Below are 25,392 nucleotides of genomic sequence, written 5' to 3'. Positions count from 1 at the left end.
GTTCGCCCAGTAGATCACCCCGGCCCGCCGGCCCGCCGTGGAAAAAGGGGCGGGGCCGCGTTCCGGCCGGCGTCTTTAGGACAGGGGCGCCTCGATCGTCACGAACGAGTGCGGCGGAAGCACGGCGCGCAGCCCGCCCGGCACGCGCTCCACGCCGTCGAACGCGCGCGGCGCGACGGTGTCCGGCGCGTCCCCGGTGTTGAACGCCTGGGGCCGCTCCGCGGTCAAGATGCGCGCGGCGGGCTCGCCCGCCGTCCGGCCGCGCAGGTCGAGCGTCAGCGCGACGGAGTCCTCGGCGTCGAGGTTCGTCAGCGAGATCAGCACCCGGTCGTCGCGGACGCTGGCGGAGGCCGACAGCGTTTCCAGCTCGCCGTCCCCGACGGCGCGTTTCGCGTCCGGGGCGCGCAGGTGCACGGCGAGCGAAGTGGCGTCCTGGTGCCCCTTGTTCATCTCGAAGACGTGGTAGGTCGGGGTGAGGATCAGCCGTTCACGGTCGTCGGTGAGGACCATGGCCTGGAGCACGTTGACGGTCTGCGCGATGTTCGCCATGAACAGCCGCTCGGCGTGCCGGTGGAAGATGTCGAAGTGCAGCCCGGCCACCATCGCGTCGCGCAAGGTGTTCTGCTGGTGCAGGAAGCCCGGGTTGGTGCCGGGCTCCACGTCCCACCAGGTGCCCCACTCGTCCAGCACGAGGCCGACCTTCCGGCCCGGGTCGTAGCAGTCCATCACCGCGGAGTGACCGCTGATGAGGCGGTCCACGCGCTGCGCGCGGACCAGCGTGCGGTAGTACTCGTCCGCCGTGAACTCGGTCGCGCTGCCCTTCGCCTCCCACGTTCCGGCGATCGTGTAGTAGTGGAAGGACACCCCCTGGAAGAAGTTGCGCGGCGTGGCCTCACAGCCGAAGCAGCTGATCTGCTTCATCAGCGTCTCGGTCCAGGCGTAGTCGTCGTCGGAGGCGCCCGCGGCGATGCGGTAGAGGGTGTTGTCGCCGTGGTCGCGGCAGTAGGTGGCGTACTGCCGCGCGAGGTCGGCGTAGTGCTCGGCGCGCATGTTGCCGCCGCAGCCCCACGTCTCGTTGCCGAGCCCCCAGAACGGGACGCGCCACGGCTCGTCCCGGCCGTTGCCGCGGCGCAGCCGCGCCATGGGGCTGTCGCCGGGGCGGGTGAGGTACTCGACCCAGTCGCTCATCTCCTTGACCGTGCCGCTGCCGACGTTCCCGCTGATGTACGGGTCGGCGCCGAGCAGTTCGCACAGGGCCATGAACTCGTGGGTGCCGAAGTGGTTGTTCTCCTCGACGTCACCCCAGTGCGTGTTGACCATGCGGGGCCGCTCCGCGCGCGGCCCGATGCCGTCCTGCCAGTGGTACTCGTCGGCGAAACAGCCGCCGGGCCAGCGCAGGTTGGGAACGTTGAGCTTGCGCAGCGCCTCGACGACGTCCAGGCGGATGCCGCCCTCGTTCGGGATGTCGGAGTCCTCACCGACCCAGAAGCCGCCGTAGACGCACCGTCCGAGGTGTTCGGCGAAGTGCCCGTAGAGGTGCCGGCTGATGACCGGGCCTTCGAGATCGAGGTTGATGACGGCGGTGCCGATCTTTTCCGGCATGCGGAAGATCTCCTTCGGGGGGTGGGGCGACCTTATATCGATACAACACAGCGGTGCACGACCGTCGCACGCACCGCCGCGGCCGTCAAGGGCCGGGCCGCGGCCGCCCCGGCCGCCAGGGAACGCGATTCGGCGGGCCGCGCCGCCGTGATACGCTGCTTCAGCGACAACGGCCCGGGTCAGGGCGTCGCGACAAGCCGGGTCCTGTGGAGCAGTTTGGAGTGCTCGCCACCCTGTCAAGGTGGAGGCCGCGGGTTCAAATCCCGTCAGGACCGCTCCGGCTGGGTAGCTCAGTTGGTACGAGCGTCCGCCTGAAAAGCGGAAGGTCGCCGGTTCGATCCCGGCCCCAGCCACCTTCCTTCTGACCAGCGGAAACGGGCCCCAGCGGAGATCACCCGCAGGGCCCGTTTCGTGCGTCTACGCCAACCGGTACGCCAACGCCCTCAGCTCAGCCGGTTCCCCAGCTTGTCGAGACCCTTCCGCATCTCGTCCAGCGACGCATGGGCGTAGACCTTCATGGTCACCTCGATGCCGCTGTGACCTGCGATCTGCTGCACGATGTGCGGCGGTACCCCGAGGTCGAGCAGCAGCGTGATGCACGTGTGGCGCAGATAACGGAAGGCGGATGTCGAGACCCAGCCGCTTCCGCACCGGCTCGCAGCTCCGGCGCAGGTTGTCCGGCTCGTACGGCGTCCCGACCCGGGAGGGGAAGACCAGCCCGTTCTCCTTCCAGTCGATCCCCACGGCGGCCCGCTCCTGCGCCTGACGCTCCCCGTGGTCCGTGAGCGCGCCGACCACGAGCGGCGGGAGCGGCAGCGTCCGCACCGACGCCATGGTCTTCGGCTGCATGAGCCGCAGCTCTCCCCCGGCGCGCTGAAGGCTCGTCGCCACCACGAGCGTCCGGCGCTCCAGTCGACGGCCGTCCAGGACAGCCCCAGCAACTCACCACGCCGCATGCCCATCGTCAGCGCGAGAACGTACAGCGCGTAGAAGCTGTGGTCCCGCAACTCCTTCAGCACGAGCTTCGCGACGGACGTCGAGAGTCCCTGCCCGTGGTGTAGCTGGGCGTCGGGGTGAGCTTGCTGCGGTTCGACGGACATTCGAGATCAGGGGTTCATCCCCGGGAGGATGTCCATCATGGAGAGCGTGGGGAACAAGTCTCGTCGCGCTCGCCGCTCGTTCACGCCGGAGTTCAAGGCCGAGATCGTTGAGTTGTGCCGTCGTGGCGACCGCTCGATCGGTCAGGTCGCCAAGGACTTCGGCCTGGTCGAGACGCGGGTGCGCGACTGGGTGCTCTCGGCGCGCTCAGGTCACCTGTGGTGATCGTGATCGTGGATCAGCCGAACAGGGTGGAACCGAGCGGGCGTTGGGGCTCGTAGCCGGGGAGGATCAGGAAGGTCGCGCTGGCGGTCGTGGTGGTGAAGGGCAGCAGCGCGTCGGAGGTGTCCATGCGGGCGAGCGTGGCCGTGAAGGTCCGCAGGTCGTTCTGGAAGCTGATGAAGAGCAGGCCCGGGGCGGGAGAGTCGATGCTGTAGGAGCGGCGGAGCATGTGGCCGACGCCGACCACCGTGGGGTTCGCCCTGCGTACGTGGGCGTCCACGGGGACGAGATAGCGCCCGTCGGGTGTTTTGGCGCCGAGTCCGGGGGCCGAGTCGGCGCTGCCGCCGGAGAGGGGGACGCCGCTGGCCCGGCGCCGCCCGAAGACCGCCTCCTGCTCGGCGACGGACAGGGCGGCGAACCGGGTCAGGTCGATTTCCATGCGCCGCAGTACGGCCAGGGTGCCGTCGGCGACCGCGCGGGGTCCGGCCAGCCACAGGTCACGTTCCTGCTCGGCGGTGGTGTGCGGGCCCACGATGCCGTCGATGAAACCGAGCAGGTTGCGCGGTGCGGAACGGTCCTCGGCCACGGGCACCTCCGTACCGCGGCGTCCGAACTGCCGCCAGCGCTCCTGGACTCGGTCGCCGGCCTGGTCCAGGAGCGCGGCGGCGGCGACCGGCAGGAGCAACGCGTCGCCGGCGCAGATCTGGAGCAGCAGATCCCCGCCGCGTTCCCGCGAGGCGATCCGCTCGCGCGAGAACCCCGGGAGGTCGGCCGCGCCGGGCAGGGTGGCATCGGCCGTCCGCACCAGCCGTGGGCCCACGCCGACGGTCACGGTCATATCGCCCGGGGACAGGCCCAGCAGGCGCGGGTCGGACCCGGCGGTGAGGGTCCGGATGGTCTCGCCGAGTTCCGCGAGGAGCGGGCCGGGCGGCACCGTGGCGCCGAGGTCGGCCACCAGGGCCAGCAGGTGGGGCTGGGCCAACCGGGGAAGCGTCACGCCCGCCTGATGCCGGCCCGTCACCGCGACCGGCGTGGGCGTGGCCGACGCGGCAGGGGCGGGATCGCCCGACCGGTCGGACCGGGCGGAGTCCCCCGAGCAGCCGGCGAGGAGACCGGCGGCCACCGTGGCACCCGTGACATCGAGGAACGTGCGGCGTGACGGCGGACGGTCGGCGCGGTGCATGCTGCGTACACTGCCACACCCGGCCCGGGGCTGCCCTGCAATCGTCTTATGGCGACCGGGGGTTCGACGTTCGGCGGGGTGACACCGTGCCAGACTGGGATCATGTCTCGATTAGCTCTTCGCGTGATGACGGCTGCCCTGGGCGCGCTGACGCTGGTGACCGGCTGTGGCGGCGGTGGCGGCGATGGCGGCGGCGATGGATCGGACGCGGGGCGGCGGCCGGACGGCGCGGAGGTGACGATCCGGGTGCCCGCCGACGCCGCGACGATCTCGGACGCGGTGTCCCTGGCCCGGCCCGGTGACCTGGTCCTGGTGGCGCCGGGCGTGTACCACGAGTCGGTGCTGATCGACACGGAGCGCGTCACGCTGCGGGGCGAGTCCCGGGCGGAGGTGGTCATCGACGGGCAGGTGCGGCGGCCGAACGGTGTGGTCGTCACGGCGCCCGGGGTGGCCGTGGAGAACCTGACCGTGCAACACCACACGCACAACGGGGTGTTGGTCACCGGTTCGGCGGCGGCGGCCGCCGCACTGCCGGGGAGCGGTGGCTACGACACCGGCGACGAACCGGTCACCCTCCTGGAATCGTTCCTGGTGTCGCATGTGACCGCGACCCGCAACGGCCTTTACGGCATCTACGCGTTCTCCGCGCAGAACGGTGTCATCGAGCACTCCTACACCTCGGGCGGGGCGGACTCGGGGATCTACGTCGGCCAGTGCAGGCCGTGCCGGATCGTGGTGCGGGACAACATCTCCGAGCTCAACGCGGTCGGTTACGAGGGCACGAACGCCAGTGGTGACATGTATGTGGTCGGCAACCGCCTGGTCGGCAACCGGGTCGGACTGACCACCAACTCCGACCACCAGGAGAAACTGCTCCCGCAGCGCGACGCCGTCATCGCGGGCAACCTGATCGCGGACAACCAGCAGCCGCGGACCCCCGAACAGGCCGACGGCGGCTGGGGTATCGGCATCGGCGTCGACGGCGGCAGCGACAACCTGTTCATCCGCAACCGGGTCACCGGCAACCCCAACGCCGGGCTTGTGATCACCGCGACCGCCGACCTGACGGCGGACCGCAACCGGATCACGGACAACACCTTCACCGCCAACGGCGTCGACGTCGGCTGGACGTTCCCCACCGCCACCGGGGGTCAGGGCAACTGCCTGGAGGGGAACGAGCTTCGGACGACCGTGCCCGCGGGGCTCGCGTCCACCGCGTCCTGCCCGGTCCCCGCCACCTCCCCCACGCCGTCCGGCAGTTGGCGCGGCCCGGCGGCGCCCGCGGGCATTCCTTTCACCGATGTGGCCGCGCCCGGCCCGCAGCCGGAGTTTCCGGCGGCGGGCACGGCCGGCGCCACCGCCGTGCCGGACGTCCCGGTGCTGCCGGCCGTCGCGGACATCGCGCTGCCGTCACCGTCCCTGCTCGCCGACGGCGCGCGGGCAGGGACCTCGTGAGCGGCGGCTACGGCGTCGGGGTGGCTTCGGGCAGCGGCTGGACGGGGACGTACGTCCGGGTGTCGAAGTCGAGGACCACCGGCTCGGGCGCGGAGGCGATATCGACCTCGACCCGGTGCATGGTGCCGTCCGAGCCGATCCAGTAACGCACGGTCTGTGACGTTCCGGTGCCGCTGTCGCCACCGGGAACGTCGGGACCGGACTCGGGAACGTCGGGACCGGACTCGGCGCCGGCGCCGGACTCGGCCTGGGCGCGCGGCCCGGTCATGATGTCCGTTCGATGGCCGTGTACGTGCTCCTGCCCGACCCAGGTGGCGCCGTTCTGCGGCAAGAGCGCGGCGTTGTCCGGCCGGTCGCTGCCGAGGTCGAGCACGATGGCCAGCGCACTGTCCAGCGTCATACCGGACGTCAGCAGTGGACGGCTGTGCCAACCGGACGCGGGCGGCGACGCCGGGGCGACGGCCGGGGGGTCCGCCATGGGGTGGACGAGGACGGTGGTGTCCGTCCACCGGATCAGCCCGTCGCTGGACGCGTCGCGGCCGGTCCCGCGCACGACCCCGTAACCGGTGTGGGTGCGGTAGTCGACCGATGCGGTGATGACCAGCCCACCGGCGACGTTCGGCACGTTGATCGTCACCGCCCGGCCTCCGGCCTGGTAGTTGAGGAATCGAGTGACGGCCAGCCGGTTCACCTCGTCCGAGGTCAACGCCCGCGGGGCGGCGGGGTCATCGCCGTCGCGGAGGAGGACGAGGGAGCCGGCCGCGGCTGCCCCGACGCAGACAACGGCTGCCACTGTCCAACGTAATCGTGTCCACCGGCGACGCCGCTCGCTGTCGGTGCTCCGCCCACTGCTGACCCGCGCCTTGCCGTTCCGCGCTTCGCTGCTCCGCGCACTGACGTCCCGGGCTCTGCCGCTCCACATGCTCCGCACGCGGCGCGAGCATAACAGCTGTCACCGAGGCGCTTCCAACTCCGCGGTTGGCCGGACGCTACGGGCTGGTCAACTGTAGTCTCCTGCCCGGAAGTCGCTGGGTCTGCGTCAACTCAGGACGAGATAAAGGGAGCGTTATGCGATTAGGTGTACTGCTGCGGATGGGGCTGTCCGGCGTGCTCCTGTTAGGGGGCGGCGTGGGCACGGTCCTGGCCGGCGCCGGGTCGGCCGGAGCCGCTGCCTCCGACGGCACCCTGACCGTCGAGGTACTGCGGGACTTCTTCGGCACCGGCGTGATCAACGCGACCATGGACGTGCCGCAGCGGGGAATCCAGGTCGACGTCACCGACCCCGCGGGCAATCGTGTCACCGGTGTCACGGACGTCACAGGACGGGTCGTCGTGCCGCCGTCGAACGAGCTGACCGGCGGCCGGTACCGGGTCGACGTCAGCGTCCCGGAGCCCTACCAGGACTATCTACAGGCGGCGCCTGCCTCGACCGCGGCGAACCACTTCGACAGCTTCACCACGTTCGTGGACGTCTCGGACGGCAAGGACGACTCGGTGACCACCGGGGTCTGGAACCCGGCCGACTACGCACTCCCCGACTCCCGTTACTTCGTGCCGATCCAGAGCGGCGCGGGCGGAACGGACACCCGGGCGCTGGTGGCGTTCGGGACGGACGCCCGGGGCACCTGTCCCGAGCAGGAGGCGTGCCCGGAGGTCCTCAACACCCAGGATCAGGTGGGCACCACCTACGGGCTGGCCTACGACCGGTACCGCGACCAGCTGTTCCAGTCGGCGTTTGCCCGCCGGTACACCGAGTACGGGCCGGAGGGCGGCGGCGCGATCTACCTCCAGCCGGCCGACGGCGGTGCCCCGACGCTGTTCGCGACGGTGCCGGGCGCCACGGAGACACCGCACGACACCGAAAACCTGATCAAGGACGCCGGGTTCACCGACGCGCCGGGCAAGGAGAGCATCGGCGGCCTGGCCCTGTCGGAGGACGGCTCGACCCTGTACGCGGTGAACCTGCTCACCCGCAGCCTGGTCAGCTTCGACGCGACCGGGCCCACGGCCTCGGCGCCCGAGGAGACCGTGCCGATCCCCGACCCGGGCTGCGCGTCGGCCGGGGACTGGCGTCCGTTCAGTGTGGCCGCCCACGACGGCGGCCTGTACGTCGGCGGTGTGTGCAGCGCCGAGAGCACCCAGGACCGCGCGGACCTGAGGGCCGTCGTCGCCACCTATGACGGCGGGGAGTTCACCACCGTGCTGTCCCAGCCGCTGGACTTCGAGCGCGGCAGCGTGCACGTCAACAACACCGGCCACGATCAGAACAACCACTGGAACCCGTGGAACACCGACCTGGCGGACTGGGACTCCTTCCAGGTGGGCGGCGCGATGATCAACCCGCAGCCGGCGCTGGCCGGTATGGCCTTCGCCCGCGACGGCTCGCTGATCCTCGGCTTCCGCGACCGGTTCATGGACGTCGTGAGCTGGGGCGGTCTTGACCCGAGGCCGGGCGAGGACACACCGCAGAACGGGATGTCCGGCGGCGACATCAGCATGGCCTGCGCCAGGCCCGACGGCGGGTACGACTGGGAAGGCACCGGGAACTGCCCCGACCACGCCACGGACCCGACCCTCGACGGGGTCCAGCCCGGCAGCGTCGTCGAGTACTTCCCGGGCGACTTCTTCCCGAACGGCGGCTCCGCGACCCAGCCTGGGCCGCACCAGGAGTCCGCCCTCGGATCGGTCGCCTACATCCCGCAGCAGCAGTGGGTCGTCAGCACCCAGATGGACCCGACCGGCCGGGTCGTCACCAGCGGAACCGGCTACTACGACGTCGCCACCGGCCTCGGCCCCGGCAACGACCCGGTCAACAACGCGTACGAGTTCGTCGGCCCGAATCAGAACGGGTTCGGCAAGGCCGGCGGCCTCGGCGACATCGCGTACGCCGCGGCGAACGCGCCGATCCAGATCGGCAACGTGGTCTGGTACGACGGCGACCGCAACGGCCTCCAGGACCCGGGGCACGTGCTGCTGCCGGGTGCGACGGTCAACCTCCTGGACGCCGGCGGCGAGCAGGTCGCCACGACCACGACCGATGCCGCCGGCGAGTACTACTTCGGCGGGGTCGGCGCGGACTACGAGCTGACCCCGGGCGCCGAGTACACCGTGCAGTTCGACGTCTGCACGGCGGACACCAGCGGGGTACCGGGCCAGCCGGCCGCCACCGACCTGCGGTTCACACTGCCGCGCGCCGGTGACGACCGGGTCCACGACTCCAACGTGACCCCGCCGACCTCCGGCCGGCTCTGCAACGGCTACGTCCCGGTCACCGCGCCGGACACAGCAGGAGGGGTCGACCACACGATCGACGCCGGCGTCCACATCCCGGAGCCGGAATCCCCGACACCGACACCGACACCGACACCGACATCTCCCGCACCCCCGTCCCCGACACCGCCCACGTCCCCGCCCTCGGCGCAGCCGACGGGCCCGCCGCCCAACGCCCCGGAACCGGACGGCAGCCTCGCCCACACCGGTACGTCCGGCCTCGGCGGCGTCATCGCCCTCACCGCCGTGCTGCTCGGCGCGGGCACGACGGCGGTCCTCATCGCCCGTCAGCGGCGCGCACGACACCGCTGACAGCAGCAACCCCCCGACGGGCCGGTGCCCCGCACCGGCCCGTCGGCCTGACCGGCGCGATGCCTGTCCGAGAAAGCCGCGCCGCTCCGATCGGCGACTCGCACGAACGGGTCCGGGACGCCGAGTTCGACGGCGGCCACCGGCAGCCGATGCGGTCGCCGGCGGAGGTGGGCGAGTTCGGCTTCCGCGCCGGTGCGGTGGGGGCGGTGCCGCCTGCGGGGCACTCGTCCGCACCTCTTTGTGGATTTTGCTTGTCCTCGTTGGTGTGCGGGGTCTTGGCCACGAACGTGTCCACGTCTTGGTCTGCTGGTAAGGAGCCGCAGCGCCACGGCGATGGGAGCCTTCGTTGCCGTGCGGTCTCGCGCCACGTCGTGTTCAGGCTGGGCCGCTCGCACGGTCGACGGCTGTGGACTCATACTCGTCGTGGCGACGCAGCCAGCTCATGGCAGGGCCGTCGTTGCGGCCGGGCGGTTGTTCCCAGTCCTCCTGGCGGCCGCGGGCGGTGAGGTCGAGCCAGTTGTAGGTGCCGTTGAGCAGATCGATGCCGCGCCCGTAGCAGGAATAGGTGTGGAAGACGCGATCTTCTCGGCGCAGGAAGGCGCTCACGCCCATCTCCTCGCCGGTGTACCCCTCCCAGCTTGGGGTGTCTCGCACCAGCTGGGCGTAGTCCTGGTAGTTCCATTCGACCGGCGTGATCGACGCGTCGAAGCTGACGTGAAAATCGTAGTTGAAGTCACTGCTGTGCGATGAGTACCACGGGATGGTCCAGCCCATTCGCTGCTTGTAGCGTTCGAGCTTGTCCAGCGGCGCTCGCGAGACGGCCGCGAACGAAGTGTCGCGAGCGTGCAAATGGCTCAGGTGGCCCACGTTGTCGATCCAGAACGAACAGGCTGGGCAGGCCTCGTCGGCGTCGGGTCCGAACATGACGTGATAGATCACCAGTTGGCCGCGCCCCTCGAAGAGGTCGATCAGTTCAGCGCTGCCGTGCGGACCGTCGAAGACGTAGTTTCTCGTGATCTCGACCATCGGCAGTCGGCGCCGAGCGGCGTTGACATCGTCACGGTGTCGGGTCAGTTCCTTCTCGCGTGCGAGAAGCTCCTTGCGGGCAGCGAGCCACTCCTCGCGCGACACCACCTCGGGGAGGTTGCCCAGCGACATGCCTGAGCCTCCTTAACTGCTCTCATCATGCAACCGGTTTTATCGTAGGAGATACTGGTGCGTATACGCAACCAGTTCGGAGGTGAGTGCGGTGCGGAAGGACGCGCGGTCGAGCTGTCCGATCAACCTGTCGCTGGAGATCTTCGGCGACCGATGGACCTTGCTGGTCCTCCGTGACGTGATCTTCGTTGGCGCCCGGCACTTCCGTGAACTACTTGCCGGCCCCGAGCGGATCTCGTCGAACGTCCTCGCCGACCGGCTCGCCGTGCTCGTCGAGCACGGGTTGCTCACCAGGGCCGACGATCCCTCGCACAAGCAGAAGGTCACCTACAGCCTGACCGAACAGGCGATCCAGCTGGTGCCGGTCTTCGTCCAACTCGGCGCCTGGGGAACCCGGCATCTCCCGGTGACCGATGAGTACGCCGCCCGTGGAGACGTGCTCGCCGCCGGCGGCCCGCCGACGTGGGAAGCCTTCATGGACGAACTCCGTGCGACCCACCTCGGGCCACAAGCCCGCCGACAGCCGGCGCCCAACGGCCCCACCATCGCGGCACAAATGCAGGCCGCCTACGCAGCCGCACTCGACCGCGCGGCCGGACCTCTCGCCGAGTCGCCAGGACCGCGGGGTCGGGAACCAGAAACGGGTACTGCTTAGCCTCGATCCGCCCACCGGTGTTCCGGCCGGCGCCCGCACCAAGCGGGCCACTCCCACCCTGACCCGGCAGGTGATGCCCTTCGACGCCGTCTGGCCCGCCACCGTCCCCCCGTGCCCGCTCGGCCCAACACGTCTACGTGCTGCGGTCATACATCTTCTGCGTTTTGTGCGGGCGCCGTACGTTCGGCACGTGTGTTCCAAGGGGCGGAACTACTACGCCCGCCGGCCGAAGCGCGATCACCACCACGCCGCCGACTGGTACGGCGGGCGCCCCACGGCGGTCTGGAGCGGCGCGCGCCCCTTGCTGGAGGCCGTGCACGGTTTCATCGACGAGCACGTCTTCGGACCCGACCGGCGGGAACGGCGGAAAGGCCTGCTCCGGTCGGAACCCGGGGCGCGGCCCGGCGATGCCGACCGCATCAGCCGACTCCGCCAGGAGGTCACCGGGCTGGAAGCCCGCCGCGAGCGTCTCCTGGACCGGCTCTGGACCAGCTCGCGAACGGGGAGGAGGACGGCGATCCCGACACGGCCGCGGCCTTCCGCACGGGCATCCGCCGATGCTTCGACGACCTCGAACGCACCCGGCGGGCCGCACAGGAAGAACTCACGCACGCCCGGTCCGCCGGCCCCTCCCGGGCCGTGCGGGGCGACACCGCGCTCCTCGACGCCCTGCCCCGGCTCGGCACGCGCTTCTCCCGGCTGCCCGCCGATGTCCAGCGCGAGGTCTACGACGCCTTCCAGCTCCAGGTCCGTTATGACAACCGAGACCGAACCGTGAACACGCGGGTGACCATCGGTGGAGCCCTGGCCGCCCGTGTCGCGGAGACCACCACGGCGGCGGGGACTCCGGCCACCCCGCGGGCCGTTGACCAGCCCTTTCCATCGTGCCCCCGGCAGGAATGGAGGGCCCCTCCATGGAGCGGCCCGATGCTCGGATCACCTCAGCGGTAGGCCCATGGGTCGTTTTTCACCACGCGGCTGAGGTCCAGCGTGATCGCGACGCCGTGGTGGTCGGATGCGCCGACGGGCGTGTCGAGGAGTTGGTAGCCGACCAGGGCAGGAGCGAGCGGCGCGCTGACCCAGACCTGGTCGATGGGCTCCTCCAGGCAGGTGGGCCGCAGCAGTTCCTCGTCCCCGGACTGCTGATAGAGCCGCCAGGCCGCGTCGACGAGTCCGTTCGCTGCCAATGTCCACGCCACCTCCCGGTTCGGAGACCTGAGCAGTCCGAGCGCCGGATCGGTGTGCACGGTTCGCGACTCGGGGTTGTATGGCCGCATCTCCTCGCACCGGGGGGCAGGCCCGGCCTGCCGGCTGAAGTTCACGTCGCCCGCAACGATCGCGTACGGGCCGAACTTGTATGCCCGGGAGGCTGCGAAGTCCGCCTCCGCACAGGCGACGAGTCCGCTGCCGGTGCTGGTCAACACCTTGGTGATCGGCATCGCTCTTCAAAGAGCGGACGGGCGCCGCGGCGTCGCTACCGGAGATCTGTATGAAGGTCGGCGCGGGGCCGGGATCGCGGTGTTCGGCTCGCTCGCCGCGGCGGTTCACCGGGCGGAGTTGGACACCTGCGGGCTGCCCGCCGAGACGGGAGCGGCACGGGTGGCCTCATGCAACGAGAAGGAGAACACCACGATGTCCGGCACCGCGGTCGTCCACCACCGCTGGGCCGGCACCACCACCAGGCTCCGCCTGGCCGTGTTCCTCGGAAGCCCCCGCAAGGACCCGGTTCTGTCCGGCGCCCGCGCAGTGGATAGCCGAACGGGCCGCCGCCTGCGACGAGTTCGAGGTGAACACCGCCGACCTGCTTCAGGCCCGGCTGCCCGACACCCTCGCCGGGATGCCCCGGACGCCCCGCTGCCGGGGCCGGTGCGGGCACTGGCCCCGCGGCCGGCCGCGGCCGACGCGTTCGTGATCGTCACCCCGGTCTACAACCGCGGCTACCCGGCGCCCCTGAAGTGGCATCGACTGGTACTTCGAGGAGCGGAGCGCCAAGCCGGTCGGCTATGTCTCGTACGGCGGAATGGGCGGCGGGGTGTACGCGGTGGGACAGTTGCGGCCCGCGTCCTCAACGAGGTGCACGCCGTCTCCATCCGCAACACCATCAGCTTCGCCAACTTCTGGAAGCAGTTCGACGAGGACCGCAACCTCAAGGACCCCGGCGCGCAGGAGGCCCCGGCCGCCGCCTTCCTGGACCAGCTCGCCTGGTGGGGCCGTGCCCCGGAGGACGCCCGCACGGCCCGGCCGCACCAAGCGCGGGCCCTGCGCGGGCGCCCAGGCGGTCTCGGCGGGGTGCGGGGCCGGTCTCGCGGACTGAGACATCGACCGCGTCGAGTGCGTGCTGACCGGAGTAACTCACGATGTCCATGAAGCCGTCGCCCCGGTCGCTGGCCAATCGCCCGGGGCGCCGATTGACATCAACGCTGACATCTACGCCCCCGGTCAGCCCTCCGCCGAGTCTGTCCGGCGCCCTGCGCTTCTCCCCCAGTGATGCGTGCGCGGGCCCCCGCATCCTCACGCCGTGGTCGCTGTGCCCCGCGGCAGCGTGACGCACGTGTGGCGCGGATCATGGAAGCGGCGGGTGAGGCCGAACTGCCGACCGGTGGCCGACCGGTGGCGTAGCCGGGCGTCGGCGTGCGGACGAGCCGCGCGACGTTCCGCGACGCCGGGGCTCGGCGGGGCGCTTGCCCCGCTCCCGGGTGCGGCACCGGCACTCGTCGCGCAGCCGGTGCAGCAACACCCGGACCGATGGCGGCGGCGATCCGGCGGGGCGCTCAGGGGGCGGGGGGTGACGGGGCCGGGGAGTCCGCCCCGGACGCGCGCAGACCGCGAACGAGAAGCTCGACCAAGTGGCGGGGGTTGTATCGGGCGTCCGTCTCGTGCCCGACGCAGAGATTCCCGATGCCGCGCATCAGTTCGTAGGCATCCACCCCGGGCGTGATCTGGCCGGAGCGTTCGGCGGCGACCAGCAGCTTCGCGCACACGGGGACGAGCCGGTCGAGGAAGTAGGCGTGAAGCCGCCGGAATCCGGCGTCGTCCGAGCCCAGCGCGTCGGCAAGGCCGTGCTTGGTGATGACGAAGTCGACGAACCGGTCCGCCCACACGAGGAGCGCGTCGAACGGCGAGGCCGTCTCGGCGAGCAGGCGCAGGCCGGTGTCCGCGCAGGCTTCCACCTGGTGCCCGTACACCGCGACGACCAGCTCGGTGCGCGTCGGAAAGTGTCGGTAGATGGTCCCCAGCCCGACGCCCGCCTCCGCTGCGATCGCGCGGATCGGCGCGTCGACACCTGTCGTCGCGAAGACGGTGGCCGCGGCGTCGAGGAGCCTCTGCTCGTTCCGGCGTGCGTCGATGCGCCGAGCGCGACGCGGGGGCGCCGCCGGGTCTTGTTCTGTCATCCGGATGACCTTCTCCGCGCCGCGGGCTACTGGGTCACTGACCCGGTGAGTGTAGTCGGCCACGTCCCCCGGGCCATCGGCTCGTCAGCCGGGCGAGCGACTCGTTGACATTCCGGAACATGGTTCCGTATCGTCTTTAGCGGAACACTGATCCGCCTAGGTGGGTACGCCAGTCGGCCTCGGCGGCGACGACGGCGACGCCCACCGCATCCGTCCAGAGGAGCACATCCATGCGCTACACCCGTGACCCCGTGCCCGCCTCACCGGTGCTCTCCATCGCGCCGGTGACGCTGCCGACCCAGGACCGCGCCGTCGATCTGCAGCTGCGGATCTCGGCACCGGTCTCCGGCACGGACCTCCCCATCGTCCTTCTGTCTCACGGACACGGCCCGTCGAACTTCCTGTCCTCGCTGTACGGCTACGGGCCGCTCAGAAACTTCCTCGCCGCGCGCGGCTTCGCGGTGCTCCAGCCCACGCACCTGGACTCGGCGATGCTCGGCCTGCGCGACGCCGACGATCCCGAGGCACCGCTGTACTGGCGCACGCGCGCCACGGACATGTCGTTCGTGCTCGATCACCTCGACAGTGCCGAGGAAGCGCTGCCTTCTCTGCGGGGACGCCTCGACCGGACCCGGATCGCCGTCGTCGGACACTCGATGGGTGGCTACACGGCGAGCCTCCTGCTCGGCGCGCGCAGCATCGACCCGGCGGACGGGTCACCGATCGATCTCGCCGAGCCGCGCCTCACGGCCGGCGTCCTGATGTCCGCGCCCGGGCATGGTGGTGACTCACTGAGCGAGTACGCCAAGGAGCACTACCCGGTCCTCTCGGGCACCGACTTCTCCTTCATGAACAGGCCCGCGCTCGTCATCGGAGGCGCCGAGGACCTCTCCACCCACCTCAACGTCCGCGGACCCGACTGGTACACCGACGCCTACGCGCTCTCCCCCGGCCGCAAGGCGCTGCTCCAGCTCCACGGCGCGGGCCATGCCCTCGGAGGTGTCTCAGGCTACGACGCCGCCGAAGCGACCGACGAGAACCCCGAACTGGCAGACGCCGCCCTATGGCTCACCTGGGCGTTCCTGCGCACGGAACTGGGCCTGGACGAGCACGCCTGGGACTTCGCCGGCAAAGCGTTCACCACCGCACCCACCCCGCTCGGACGGCTGGAGGCCCGGTGAGCAGCGCGGACGACGCGACGGAACGCCCGACGACGACCGCTCTGATCACCGGCGCGGGACGCGGCATCGGAGCGGAGGTCGCCCGGCAGCTGGGCCGGCTGGGAACGCGCGTCGTCCTCACCGCACGAGACCCCGCCGACGCCGCGGCCGCCGCCGGACCCATCGACGGAGCCGAGGCCATGCCCGTGGGAGTGGACATCGCCGACCAGGCATCGGTCGAGACCGCGGCACAGCTGTTCGCCGCCCGGTGGGGGCACCTCGACATCCTGATCAACAACGCGGCCGCTCCCCCCGACAGGGACGAGACGCCCTCACAGGCGAACCTCGCGGCGGCCTCGGACGCTCTGCGGGTGACGCTCTTCGGAACGTGGCGGATGACGCAGGCCTTCCTGCCTCTGCTGCGCCGGTCGAGCCACCCCCGGATCGTCAACGTCAGCTCGGGCGCGGGATCACACACCGACGGACAGTACGGTTTCCCGGCCTTTGGCGGCGCGGCGGCGAGCCACGCGATCAGCAAGGCCGCGCTCAACGCGTTCACCGCGGTACTCGCGGCCGAACTGTCCGACACTCCCGTGATCGTGAACGCGGTCTGTCCCGGCGTGACGGCGACAGTGCCGGGCGCCGAAGCGTTCGGCGCGCGCCCCGTCGAGGAAAGCGCCCCGGGAATCATCTGGGCCGCGACCCTGCCCGACCACGGCCCACGGGGCGGCTTCTTCCGCGACACCCGGCCTCTCGGCTGGTGAGCACGGCTCGCCCCACCGCCTCCGCTCCGTCGCTCTTGTCGCCGGCCACCCCGAGGCCGACTCGGTGCCTTCGGCACCACCCACGAACACGGTCGGGACCCCTCCCGCGCAGGTCCCTGTATCAAAAGGGATATGAGACGACCCGTGGCCGCAGCCGTGGCCGCTGCCGCGCTGGCCATCGGCGGCTGTTCCGATGACGGCGGCTCAGATGACGGCGGTTCCGCCGGCGACGACAGGGCCGCGCCCACACCATCACCCCCGTCAGCGGAACGATCGTCCCCCGCACCGAGTCCGAGCAGCCCCGCCCCCACCCCGACGGACTTCGGCGTCGAGGACCTCGCCGGCGGCTGGATGCCGGCCTACTCGGACAACGGCGCCGTCTACACCCTCCTCATCGACACGAAGGGAGACGCCGACTCGGTCGGCAGCCCCGGTTCCTACTCCGCTCTTGCGGGAGACGAAGTCTGCTTCGGCTCCATCGAGGACGAGAACGACGGACAGCTCACGGTAGAACTGGACTGCAACAGCCTCGCCGACCTCAGCGGCCCCCAGGACTCCTACCGGGGCACAGCCACCGTCGAGACCTCACCCGAGTCGGCCGGTTCCATGTGGGACATCTGGGACTGCGACGAGGGGCCTGGCGTCCTGCTCATCACATGGGAGGACGGGCATCAGGATGCCCTGTGCCGCACAGGCGACACCGACACCACCCCGGCTCCTGAGAGCTGAGGCCCCCAGCCGTCACACCCGGCGCGGGCCGCCATGGCCCGTTCGGTAACGCGGCCCGCCTCCTGGTGGCGCGGCCCGCAGGCTGCTCGCCCGGCCGCCGGTGACGACCCGGAGGACAGGGACGGCGGAACGCGGCCGTCCCCGGCGCCGACGGGATGTGCCGGCGCCGAGGCGGGTGGCCGCCGGGGCGAGGTGAGGCGAAGCCAGGCGTAGCGGGGTGTCAGTAGCCGTGGATCATCTTGTAGGCGACCTCCGGCAGGAACTGCCCGGCCGTGGAGCCCGATCCGACACCGCAGTCGCCGTCGGACTCACCCGGGGTCTTGAGCCACAGGAGCATCTCCGCGCCGCTGCCCCCTTCCTGGGTGGGAGTGCCGATCCTGCGACCGCCGGGGTTGCACCATTCGCCGTTGGAGCCGTTGCCGTTCCGGCTGGTGTCCACGACGAACGGTTTGCCGTAGCCGTGACGCTGACCCAGCACCTGGTTGATGCCGCCGGCGTAGGACACGTTCTCCGAAGTGGGGAAGTAGTTCGAGACGTTGAGGGAGAAGCCCCTGGCCTGACTGAGGCCGGCAGCGTGGAGGCGGTCGGCCATGGTCGAGGCGTCGACCCAGCCCGGGTTGCCCGCGTCGAGGTAGACCCAGGCGTTCGGCGCCTTGGACCGGAATTCGGCGAGGGCGTTGACGAGCATGTTCTGGCGCTCGTCGATCTGCTCCTGGGTCATGCAGCTGTAGTCGCCGAGGGCGTCCGGTTCGAGTACGACAACCGCCGGACGGTTGCCGACGCCGTCGGCGAAGGCGGCGACCCAGGCCGCGTACTCGGACGGGGACGCGGCTCCGCCCCCCGAGTGCCCACCGCAGGCGTCGCGGCCGTACATGTTGTAGGCGACGAGGAGCGGGAGCTTGTCGGCGGACTGAGCCGCGCCGACGAAGGAGCCCGTGGCGGAACGGATGTCTCCGCTCCACGAGCCGAACCAGCGGGCCATGGGGACGTCGGCGATGGAGTCGCGGATCGAGGCGGCGCGTCCGTCACCGGGGTTGGCGGCCGACCAGACCGCCGGGCTGGAATCCGGGTCGACGTAGAAGCCGCTGGTCATGGCGAGCGGGTCGGGGGCCGCCTGCGCGGAGGGCGAGGAGGCCAGGAACAGTGGCAGAGCGAGGAGTCCTGCCACTGCCCCGCGTAGGAGTCTGCGCATGGATGTACCTCATTCGTCAAAAGGGGAGCGCCGCGCGGCCTTCGTCCTGAGCCGTCGACACGGGGAGCGGGGGCATGCCGGGCTGCGGCATGCCGGGCGCGAGCGGCGCTTCGAGAGCGTTGGTTCGGAAGCGTTGATCTGGAAGCGCTCCCACTCCGGTGGGGGTCGACCTCACGGTCTTCTCGATATGGTGTGTGTGCTGTTGGGAGCTGTCAAGGGGGCCCGCGTCAGCTGCTCGTCAGGCACGGCGTGATGAACGCGGATACGTTCTAGAATGGAAGCGCTCCCAGCAATTTCCAGCGTGCCGACCCAGCGTGCCGACCCAGCGGGATGGCCCAGCGGGATGGCTTAGCTGGACGACCAGGCGGGACGCCACAGCGGGAACGACCAGGCGATCGCAGCGAGGAAGGGTCCGCAGTTCATGACAGATATGCCGCGCCGACGGCCCACGCTCGACGAGGTGGCCGAGCGTGCCGGCGTCTCCCGTTCGGCGGCTTCCCGGGTGCTCAACAACGCGCCCCACGTCAGCCGCGACAAGCGCGAGGCGGTCCAACGGGCCATCAGGGAGCTTCGTTACGTGCCGAACACCACGGCGCGGGCACTTGCGACCCGCCAGCGGGGGGTGGCCGCTCTCGTCATCTCGGGGGAGACACCCGCGATCTTCGCGGACCCGTTCTTCGCCAAGGTGATCGTCGGCGCGTCGGCGGCCCTGGAGGAAGCCGATCTGCACCTGATGCTGTGCCTCGCGGCCGCCGACCGCAGTCGGCAGCGCCTGGCGGAACTGCTGCGTGCCCGGGGCGTCGACGGCGTGATGCTCATGGCTGTGCGCGAGAACGACCCCGTGCTCCACACCGCCCGGGAGGCAGAACTGCCCGTGGTCTTCGGCGGACGCCCGGCCGGTCACGAACCGCCGTGGTACGTGGACGCCGACAACGTCGGCGGCGCGCGCCGGGCCACGGAGCATTTGCTCGCCCGCGGACGGCGGCGGGTGGTCATGATCTGCGGACCGCTGGACACGCAGGTCAGCCGCGAACGCCACCGCGGCTACCGGGAGGCCATGATCCTTGCCGGGCTTGAGCCCCTCCCCCCGGCGAGCGGCGACTTCACCGAGCCCAGCGGGGCCACCGCCATGACCGAACTGCTCGAACGGCACCCGGACGTGGACGCGGTTTTCGCCGCCAACGACAACATGGCGGCCGGTGCCCTGCGCGCGCTGCGCGGCGTCGGCCGGGCCGTTCCGCACGATGTCGCGGTCGTGGGGTTCGACGACCTGGACATCGCGCAGATCACCGAACCGGCGCTGACCACGGTTCACCAGCCCATTCAGGCTCTGGGCCACGAAACAGCACGCATGCTCGTCAGGCTCATCGGCGGCGAGGAGCCCAGCCCGCTGATACTGCCCACCCGCCTGGTCGCGCGTTCCAGCACCTGATCCGCCGGGGGACCGCATGGACGAACGCGTCGGCGGCCATGCCCCCGACCGGGCTGGATCGAGACCGCACCGGCGATTCTGCGCGAAGTCCCGCCAGCTGCTCCGGGCGGCTGCTCCCGGCGGGCTGCTCCCGGCGGCTGCTCCGGGCAACCGAAGCTCGGCGAGAGGGAGTTGCCGCTGGGTGCCGACCCGCGCGGGCTATGGTGAAAGCGGGGCGTCCGGGGTGCGGGGGGACCGCACGGAACGCCGGGTCCGGCGTCCTGCGTGGAAGGTCTCGTGAACCACCGAACGTACAGAATCGCCCTCGTGGCCCTTCTCCTCGTGCCGGCGGCATGGGGAGCGGCGAGCCTGGTGGGGTCCCTGACGGCGTCGACGGAGGTCGTGTGCCCCGGGGAGAACGTGCGCGAGGACGGGGAGGAGCACCCGGGCCCGATGCGTCCCGGTGACACCGGATGCGCGGTGCTGGACGGGTCCGTCATGGTGGGGACACGAACCTACGAGCAGCAGCAGCGGACACAGTCCCTGGAGCGGCGTCGGGACGCCGAGAACGGAATTCTGCTGCTGACGTACAGCGCCGTGGGGGCGTTCCTGGCGTGGCGCGCCTCGCCAGGAACGCCGGGAGCGGACGAGGACTGAACGCCTCCCGGCATGGCGCCGGGTCGTTCGCTGGAGGGCGCTCTCACGCCAAGCGGCAACGGTTGGCCGTGGCAATCTCCGGAGCCGCCATCTGGTCGGGCGGGTTCAGTTCCGGCCGCCGGGGTGGTGGTGCCGCCAGACGGCGAAGACCGTGCAGGACACCGCGGTCCAGCCGGCCAGCACCAGGTAGGGCTGGGCGTGCTGGTGGCCGGCGAAGTACACGGCGGTGTGCTGCGCGTTCACGGAGGCGCCGGGCGGCAGCCAGCGGCCGATCGCGCCGAGCACGGACGGCAGGAGCGGCCAGGAGACGGCGCCGCCGGAGGAGGGGTTGCCGAGCATCACCATCAGCACCCAGGTGGGCAGGATCGCCCAGCGCCGCACCAGGGTGTTGAACATCGTGAAGATCATGCCCGAGGCGAACATGGTGAGCGAGACGATGGTCCAGGACTGGAGGAACGGCAGCTCCACCGCGTCGAGCAGCCAGGTCACCGTCGCGACGATCGCGAAGCCGCCGAGCAGCGCGTAGGCGACGGTGGCGAGGGCTCGTTCGAGGGGTTTGAGCGTGCCCGCGTTGGCGCTGAGCTGCACCGCGCCGAGGAAGCCGGTGATCACGGCGGCGATGGAGAGGTAGAACAGGGCGAGCCCGCGCGGGTCCCCAGGATGCAGGGGTTTGAGGTCGCGGATGTCAATGCGCGCGTCGACGGAGCGGGCCGCGGCGCGGGCGCCGCCGGTCAGCAGCTCGGCCACCGAGGCGCCGGCGGCGCTCGCGGTGTCCAGCTCGATGCGGCCGTTGCGCTCGCGCACGATGGCGAAGACGCGCTGCGCCTCGACGGCGTCCACAGCCTGTGGATACTCCGCGTACTCCCGCCGGTCCAGGGAGGCCGAGAGCCGCCCCCGCAACGCGTCGAGGAACGCACCGTCCGGGCTGCCGACGACGGCCACCGGCACCTCGCGCGGCGTCGGATTCGCCATCGCGTACGTGTAGGAGCCGGCGAAGAGACCGGCGGAGGCCGCGACGATCAGCACGATCACGAGCGCGGGAAGGTACGGCGAGTGCCGGAAGGCACGCCAGTGTCCACTCACCGGCTCACCATATTCGGGCATAACGCCCACAACACGCCAGGTCGGATAACGGCTCGCCGCCCCCGCACGGAGGTGAGACCCTTGGGTGCGTATGTCTACACACCCCTCCCCCCTATCAGATCTCGCCGACCGGCTGCCCGGACTCATGCTGCGCGACCAGCGCCGCCTCGGCCGCCGCCTCGACGGGGCCCGCCGCGTCCGCAAGCCGGCCGCGCAGGCCGCGGTGCTCGCGGAGATCGCCGAGGCGGTCGGCGCGGCCGAGCTGCGCGTGCAGGCGCGGCGTGCCGCCGTGCCGCGGATCACCTATCCCGAGCAGCTGCCGGTCAGCCGGAAGAAGGACGAGATCCTCGCGGCGATACGCGATCACCAGGTGGTGATCGTCGCCGGGGAGACGGGCTCGGGCAAGACCACCCAGATCCCGAAGATCTGCCTGGAGCTGGGCCGCGGGGTCCAGGGGCTGATCGGGCACACCCAGCCGCGCCGGATCGCGGCGCGCACGGTCGCGCAGCGCGTCGCCGACGAGCTGGGCGGGCAGTTGGGCGGCGCGGTCGGCTACAAGGTGAGGTTCACCGACCAGGCCGGCGACGACACACTGGTCAAGCTGATGACCGACGGCATCCTGCTGGCGGAGGTCCAGCACGACCGCGAGCTGCGCCAGTACGACACCCTCATCATCGACGAGGCCCACGAGCGCAGCCTCAACATCGACTTCCTGCTCGGCTACCTGGCCCAACTGCTGCCGCGCCGCCCGGATCTGAAGGTGGTCATCACCTCGGCCACGATCGACCCGCAGCGGTTCGCGCGGCACTTCCGCGACCGCGAGGGGCGCGACGCGCCGGTCATCGAGGTCTCGGGCCGCACGTTCCCCGTGGAGGTGCGCTACCGGCCGCTGCTTGAGGAGGAGGGCGAGGCGCCGGACCGCGACCAGGTCACCGCGATCTGTGAGGCGGTCGACGAGCTTCAGGCCTCAGGGCCGGGCGACATCCTGGTCTTCCTCTCCGGCGAGCGGGAGATCCGCGACACCGCGGACGCGCTGGAGAAGCGGAGGCTGCGCATGACCGAGGTGCTGCCGCTGTACGCGCGGCTGTCGCACGGCGAGCAGCAGCGGGTCTTCCAGGCGCACCCGGGGCGGCGGGTGGTCCTGGCGACGAACGTGGCGGAGACCTCGCTGACGGTGCCCGGCATCAAGTACGTGATCGACCCGGGCACGGCCCGCATCTCGCGCTACAGCCACCGCACCAAGGTGCAGCGGCTGCCGATCGAGGCGGTCTCGCAGGCCAGCGCGAACCAGCGGAAGGGCCGCTGCGGCCGGACAAGCGACGGCATCTGCATCCGGCTGTACTCGGAGGAGGACTTCCTCTCCCGGCCGGAGTTCACCGACGCGGAGATCCTGCGGACGAACCTGGCCTCGGTGATCCTCCAGATGAACGCGGCGGGTCTCGGCGACATCGAGCGCTTCCCGTTCATCGACCCACCGGACCACCGGTCGATCAAGGCGGGCGTGCAGCTGCTCGAAGAGCTGGGCGCGCTCGCGGGCGCGCGGCTGACGGACACGGGCCGGAAGCTGGCGCAGCTGCCGGTGGACCCGCGGCTGGCGCGGATGATCCTGGAGGCGGACCGCAACGGGTGCGCGCGCGAGGTCATGGTGATCGCCGCCGCGCTGTCGATCCAGGACCCGCGGGAGCGGCCGGCGGACAAGCAGCAGCAGGCGGACGCGAAGCACGCCAGGTTCCGGGAGGGTCCCGCGGAGGAGTCGGACTTCCTGGCGCTGCTCGCGCTGTGGAGTTACGTGCGGGAGCAGCAACGGGCGCTGTCGTCCTCGGCGTTCAGACGGATGTGCCGGACGGAGTTCCTGAACTACCTGCGGATACGCGAGTGGCAGGACATCTATTCCCAACTGCGCACGGTTGCGAAGACGTTGCGCATCGAGCTGTCGGAGCTCGACGCGGAGCCCGCGCGCGTCCACCAGTCGCTGCTCGCCGGGCTGCTGTCGCACGTGGGCCTCAAGGACCCCGACAAGCACGAGTATCTGGGCGCGCGGGGCACGAAGTTCGCGGTGTTTCCCGGGTCCGTGCTGTTCAAGAAGCCGCCGCGGTGGCTGATGTCGGCCGAGCTGGTGGAGACCTCGCGGCTGTGGGCGCGCGTCAACGGCCGGATCGAGCCGGAGTGGATCGAGCCGCTCGCCGGGCACCTGGTGAAACGGACGTACAGCGAGCCGCACTGGGAGCAGAAGCAGGCGGCGGTGATGGCGTACGAGCGGGTGACGCTGTACGGCGTGCCGATCGTGGCGCAGCGGAAGGTGAACTACGGGCGGATCGACCCGGTGGTCTCGCGGGACCTGTTCCTGCGGAACGCGCTGGTGGAGGGTGACTGGCGTACCCGGCACCAGTTCTTCCACGACAACAGGAAGCTGCTGGCCGAGGTCGAGGAGCTTGAGCACCGGGCGCGGCGGCGCGACATCCTGGTGGACGACGAGACGCTGTACGACTTCTACGACCAGCGCGTGCCCGACCACGTCGTGTCGGGCGCGCACTTCGACTCCTGGTGGAAGAAGAAGCGCCAGGCGGAGCCGGATCTGCTCAGCTTCGAGAAGTCCATGCTCATCAACGAGCAGGCGGAGCGGGTCACCAAGGCCGACTACCCGGACACGTGGCGGCAGGGGCGGCTGACGTTCCCCGTGACGTACCAGTTCGAGCCGGGCGCGGACGCGGACGGCGTGACGGTGCATCTGCCGCTCCAGGTGCTGAATCAGGTGTCGGCCGAGGGCTTCGACTGGCAGATCCCCGGTTTGCGCGAGCAGTTGGTCACCGAGCTGATCAGGTCGCTGCCGAAGCCGGTGCGGCGGCACTGCGTTCCCGCGCCGAACTTCGCGCAGCGGTTCCTCGCGCAGACGCCGGAGCCGACGGGCGACCCGCTGCACGTCGCGCTGGCGCGTGAGCTGACGCGGCTGACGGGCGTGCGGATCGCGCCGGAGGACTTCGCGCCGGAACGGATTCCCGGGCATCTGCGGATCACGTTCCGGATCGTGGACGAGCGGCGGCGGAAGCTGTCGGTCGACGGCCGCGATGCCGAGGACAAGGATCTGGAGGCGCTGCGGGAGCGGCTGCGGCCGAAGGCGCGGCAGGCGCTGGACCGGGCGTTCGCGGCGACCGCGGAGGGCCTGACGTCCTGGACGGTCGGCACGCTGCCGCGCACGTTCGAGACGCGGCGCGGCGGCCAGCCGGTGAAGGCGTTCCCCGCGCTGGTGGACGAGGGCGCGACGGTGGCGGTGCGGCTGTTCGACAGCGAGGCGGAGCAGCGGCAGGCGATGGGCCAGGGCACGCGGCGGCTCGTGCTGCTGAACCTCCCTTCCGATCCGGGGAAGTTCGCGCAGCGGCAGCTGGACAACGCGGCGAAGCTCGCGCTGTCCAGGTCGCCCCACGGCGGCGTACAGGCCCTGCTGGACGACTGCGTGGGCGCGGCGGCCGATCAGCTGATCGCGGCGCACGGCGGGCCGGTGTGGGACGAGGAGGCGTTCCGCAAGCTGTTCGACGCGGTGCGGGCGGACGTGGTGGATGTGACCCTGCGGATCGTGCGGCAGGTGCGGGAGGTGCTGTCGGCCTGGCAGGTGTGCGAACGGCGCCTCGCGGGGGTGACGAGCCCGGTGCTCGCGCCCGCCGTGGCGGACGTGACGGCGCAGCTGGCCGCGCTGGTGCCGCCGGGCTTCGTGACGCGCCACGGGGCGCGGCGGCTGCCGGATCTGCTGCGCTACCTGATGGCGGCCGACCGACGGCTCCAGCAACTGCCGCACCAGGCCGAGAAGGACCGGGCGCGGATGGCGAAGGTCCACGAGATGCAGGACGAACACGCCTGGCTGCTCGAACAGTTCCCCGCGGGGCGGCCGGTGCCGGCGCAGGCCGCGGACATCCGCTGGATGATCGAGGAGCTGCGCGTGAGCTACTTCGCGCACGCCCTGGGCACGGCGCAGCCGGTGTCCGACAAGCGCATCCTGAAGGCCATCGACGCGCTCGTTCCTTAGGGCCGCGGGGCCGCCGGCCCTCTGCCCGGAC

At 71.1% G+C, this 25,392-nt stretch carries 22 protein-coding genes, 2 tRNA genes and 1 pseudogene; 15 read left to right on the top strand and 10 right to left on the bottom strand.

Features of this window, described 5'->3' with window-relative positions; translation table 11 throughout:
- Positions 1–75: 75 nt before the first annotated feature.
- On the bottom strand, positions 76–1,602 hold the full coding sequence (locus tag RM779_RS21455; protein WP_311619361.1) for an alpha-N-arabinofuranosidase: 1,527 nt from the start codon (positions 1,600–1,602) through the stop codon (positions 76–78).
- A 200-nt stretch (positions 1,603–1,802) separates the two neighbouring features.
- Here RM779_RS21455 and RM779_RS21450 point away from each other — a divergent pair.
- Positions 1,803–1,877: transfer RNA gene (locus tag RM779_RS21450), tRNA-Asp, on the top strand.
- Between the two features lie 4 nt (positions 1,878–1,881).
- A tRNA-Phe gene (locus RM779_RS21445) sits at positions 1,882–1,955 on the top strand.
- 90 nt (positions 1,956–2,045) lie between these two features.
- Here the strand turns inward: RM779_RS21445 and RM779_RS33770 are convergent.
- Positions 2,046–2,189, bottom strand: coding sequence for a hypothetical protein (locus tag RM779_RS33770; RefSeq protein ID WP_394813360.1), 144 nt, complete (start codon positions 2,187–2,189; stop codon positions 2,046–2,048).
- Between the two features lie 38 nt (positions 2,190–2,227).
- Between RM779_RS33770 and RM779_RS21440 the strand changes: the two genes are divergently transcribed.
- Both RM779_RS21440 and RM779_RS21435 read left to right on the top strand, forming a co-directional pair.
- Complete coding sequence (locus RM779_RS21440; protein ID WP_311619467.1) at positions 2,228–2,368, top strand: hypothetical protein; 141 nt, start codon at positions 2,228–2,230, stop codon at positions 2,366–2,368.
- A 362-nt stretch (positions 2,369–2,730) separates the two neighbouring features.
- Positions 2,731–2,925, top strand: coding sequence for a transposase (locus RM779_RS21435; RefSeq protein ID WP_311619360.1), 195 nt, complete (start codon positions 2,731–2,733; stop codon positions 2,923–2,925).
- Positions 2,926–2,938: 13 nt separating this feature from the next.
- Here the strand turns inward: RM779_RS21435 and RM779_RS21430 are convergent, their stop codons facing one another.
- The gene (locus tag RM779_RS21430) at positions 2,939–4,105 is read right to left on the bottom strand and encodes a Dyp-type peroxidase (RefSeq protein WP_311619359.1); all 1,167 of its coding nucleotides are present in this window, start codon (positions 4,103–4,105) and stop codon (positions 2,939–2,941) included.
- 102 nt (positions 4,106–4,207) lie between these two features.
- Between RM779_RS21430 and RM779_RS21425 the strand changes: the two genes are divergently transcribed.
- Positions 4,208–5,560, top strand: coding sequence for a right-handed parallel beta-helix repeat-containing protein (locus tag RM779_RS21425; RefSeq protein ID WP_311619358.1), 1,353 nt, complete (start codon positions 4,208–4,210; stop codon positions 5,558–5,560).
- A 7-nt stretch (positions 5,561–5,567) separates the two neighbouring features.
- On the opposite strand, the gene RM779_RS21420 is transcribed toward RM779_RS21425, so the two are convergent.
- Complete coding sequence (locus tag RM779_RS21420) at positions 5,568–6,353, bottom strand: hypothetical protein (protein ID WP_311619357.1); 786 nt, start codon at positions 6,351–6,353, stop codon at positions 5,568–5,570.
- Positions 6,354–6,652: 299 nt separating this feature from the next.
- Here RM779_RS21420 and RM779_RS21415 point away from each other — a divergent pair, with 299 nt between their 5' ends.
- Positions 6,653–9,142 carry an SdrD B-like domain-containing protein gene (locus RM779_RS21415; protein ID WP_311619356.1) on the top strand — a complete coding sequence of 830 codons (2,490 nt, stop codon included), beginning with the start codon at positions 6,653–6,655 and terminating at the stop codon, positions 9,140–9,142.
- Positions 9,143–9,517: 375 nt separating this feature from the next.
- Here RM779_RS21415 and RM779_RS21410 read toward each other — a convergent pair whose 3' ends face one another.
- Positions 9,518–10,300: a DUF899 domain-containing protein gene (locus tag RM779_RS21410; protein WP_311619355.1), complete on the bottom strand. Its 783-nt coding sequence runs from the start codon at positions 10,298–10,300 to the stop codon at positions 9,518–9,520.
- A gap of 91 nt (positions 10,301–10,391) precedes the next feature.
- Here RM779_RS21410 and RM779_RS21405 point away from each other — a divergent pair, with 91 nt between their 5' ends.
- A complete protein-coding gene (locus tag RM779_RS21405) occupies positions 10,392–10,955 on the top strand; it encodes a winged helix-turn-helix transcriptional regulator (RefSeq protein ID WP_311619354.1) in 564 nt (187 codons plus the stop codon).
- Positions 10,956–11,896: 941 nt separating this feature from the next.
- Here the strand turns inward: RM779_RS21405 and RM779_RS21400 are convergent.
- The gene (locus RM779_RS21400; protein ID WP_311619353.1) at positions 11,897–12,394 is read right to left on the bottom strand and encodes a hypothetical protein; all 498 of its coding nucleotides are present in this window, start codon (positions 12,392–12,394) and stop codon (positions 11,897–11,899) included.
- A gap of 105 nt (positions 12,395–12,499) precedes the next feature.
- Positions 12,500–12,673 (bottom strand): hypothetical protein, encoded by a 174-nt coding sequence (locus RM779_RS21395; RefSeq protein ID WP_311619352.1) that lies wholly within the window; start codon positions 12,671–12,673, stop codon positions 12,500–12,502.
- Between RM779_RS21395 and RM779_RS33765 the strand changes: the two are divergent.
- Positions 12,651–12,851, top strand: a pseudogene (locus tag RM779_RS33765) (hypothetical protein); the annotation flags it as partial. The gene RM779_RS21395 and the pseudogene RM779_RS33765 overlap by 23 nt on opposite strands.
- A gap of 177 nt (positions 12,852–13,028) precedes the next feature.
- The gene (locus RM779_RS21390; RefSeq protein WP_311619351.1) at positions 13,029–13,322 is read left to right on the top strand and encodes a hypothetical protein; all 294 of its coding nucleotides are present in this window, start codon (positions 13,029–13,031) and stop codon (positions 13,320–13,322) included.
- A 404-nt stretch (positions 13,323–13,726) separates the two neighbouring features.
- Here RM779_RS21390 and RM779_RS21385 read toward each other — a convergent pair whose 3' ends face one another.
- Positions 13,727–14,347 (bottom strand): TetR/AcrR family transcriptional regulator, encoded by a 621-nt coding sequence (locus RM779_RS21385; RefSeq protein ID WP_311619350.1) that lies wholly within the window; start codon positions 14,345–14,347, stop codon positions 13,727–13,729.
- A 230-nt stretch (positions 14,348–14,577) separates the two neighbouring features.
- On the opposite strand from RM779_RS21385, the gene RM779_RS21380 reads away from it, so the two are divergent.
- From RM779_RS21380 to RM779_RS21370, 3 genes are all read left to right on the top strand, one after another.
- Entirely contained in the window at positions 14,578–15,528 is a 951-nt protein-coding gene (locus RM779_RS21380) for an alpha/beta hydrolase family protein (RefSeq protein WP_311619349.1), read from the top strand.
- Positions 15,525–16,271, top strand: coding sequence for an SDR family NAD(P)-dependent oxidoreductase (locus RM779_RS21375; protein ID WP_311619348.1), 747 nt, complete (start codon positions 15,525–15,527; stop codon positions 16,269–16,271). Before RM779_RS21380 ends, RM779_RS21375 begins: the two co-directional genes overlap by 4 nt.
- A gap of 132 nt (positions 16,272–16,403) precedes the next feature.
- A complete protein-coding gene (locus RM779_RS21370; protein ID WP_311619347.1) occupies positions 16,404–17,000 on the top strand; it encodes a hypothetical protein in 597 nt (198 codons plus the stop codon).
- A 220-nt stretch (positions 17,001–17,220) separates the two neighbouring features.
- Here the strand turns inward: RM779_RS21370 and RM779_RS21365 are convergent, their stop codons facing one another.
- The gene (locus RM779_RS21365) at positions 17,221–18,192 is read right to left on the bottom strand and encodes a glycoside hydrolase family 6 protein (protein WP_311619346.1); all 972 of its coding nucleotides are present in this window, start codon (positions 18,190–18,192) and stop codon (positions 17,221–17,223) included.
- Between the two features lie 421 nt (positions 18,193–18,613).
- Between RM779_RS21365 and RM779_RS21360 the strand changes: the two genes are divergently transcribed.
- Positions 18,614–19,624 carry a LacI family DNA-binding transcriptional regulator gene (locus tag RM779_RS21360; protein ID WP_311619345.1) on the top strand — a complete coding sequence of 337 codons (1,011 nt, stop codon included), beginning with the start codon at positions 18,614–18,616 and terminating at the stop codon, positions 19,622–19,624.
- 306 nt (positions 19,625–19,930) lie between these two features.
- A complete protein-coding gene (locus RM779_RS21355; protein ID WP_311619344.1) occupies positions 19,931–20,260 on the top strand; it encodes a hypothetical protein in 330 nt (109 codons plus the stop codon).
- A gap of 105 nt (positions 20,261–20,365) precedes the next feature.
- On the opposite strand, the gene RM779_RS21350 is transcribed toward RM779_RS21355, so the two are convergent.
- A complete protein-coding gene (locus RM779_RS21350; RefSeq protein WP_311619343.1) occupies positions 20,366–21,364 on the bottom strand; it encodes an ABC transporter permease in 999 nt (332 codons plus the stop codon).
- Between the two features lie 70 nt (positions 21,365–21,434).
- Here RM779_RS21350 and hrpA point away from each other — a divergent pair, with 70 nt between their 5' ends.
- Positions 21,435–25,361, top strand: coding sequence for an ATP-dependent RNA helicase HrpA (gene hrpA / locus RM779_RS21345; RefSeq protein WP_311619342.1), 3,927 nt, complete (start codon positions 21,435–21,437; stop codon positions 25,359–25,361).
- The last annotated feature ends 31 nt before the right edge of the window (positions 25,362–25,392 follow it).

The organism is Streptomyces johnsoniae (assembly GCF_031845565.1).
GTDB lineage: Bacteria > Actinomycetota > Actinomycetes > Streptomycetales > Streptomycetaceae > Streptomyces > Streptomyces johnsoniae.
The sequence above is the reverse complement of the archived record's forward strand: the minus strand, read 5'-3'. Positions and strand labels throughout refer to the sequence as shown.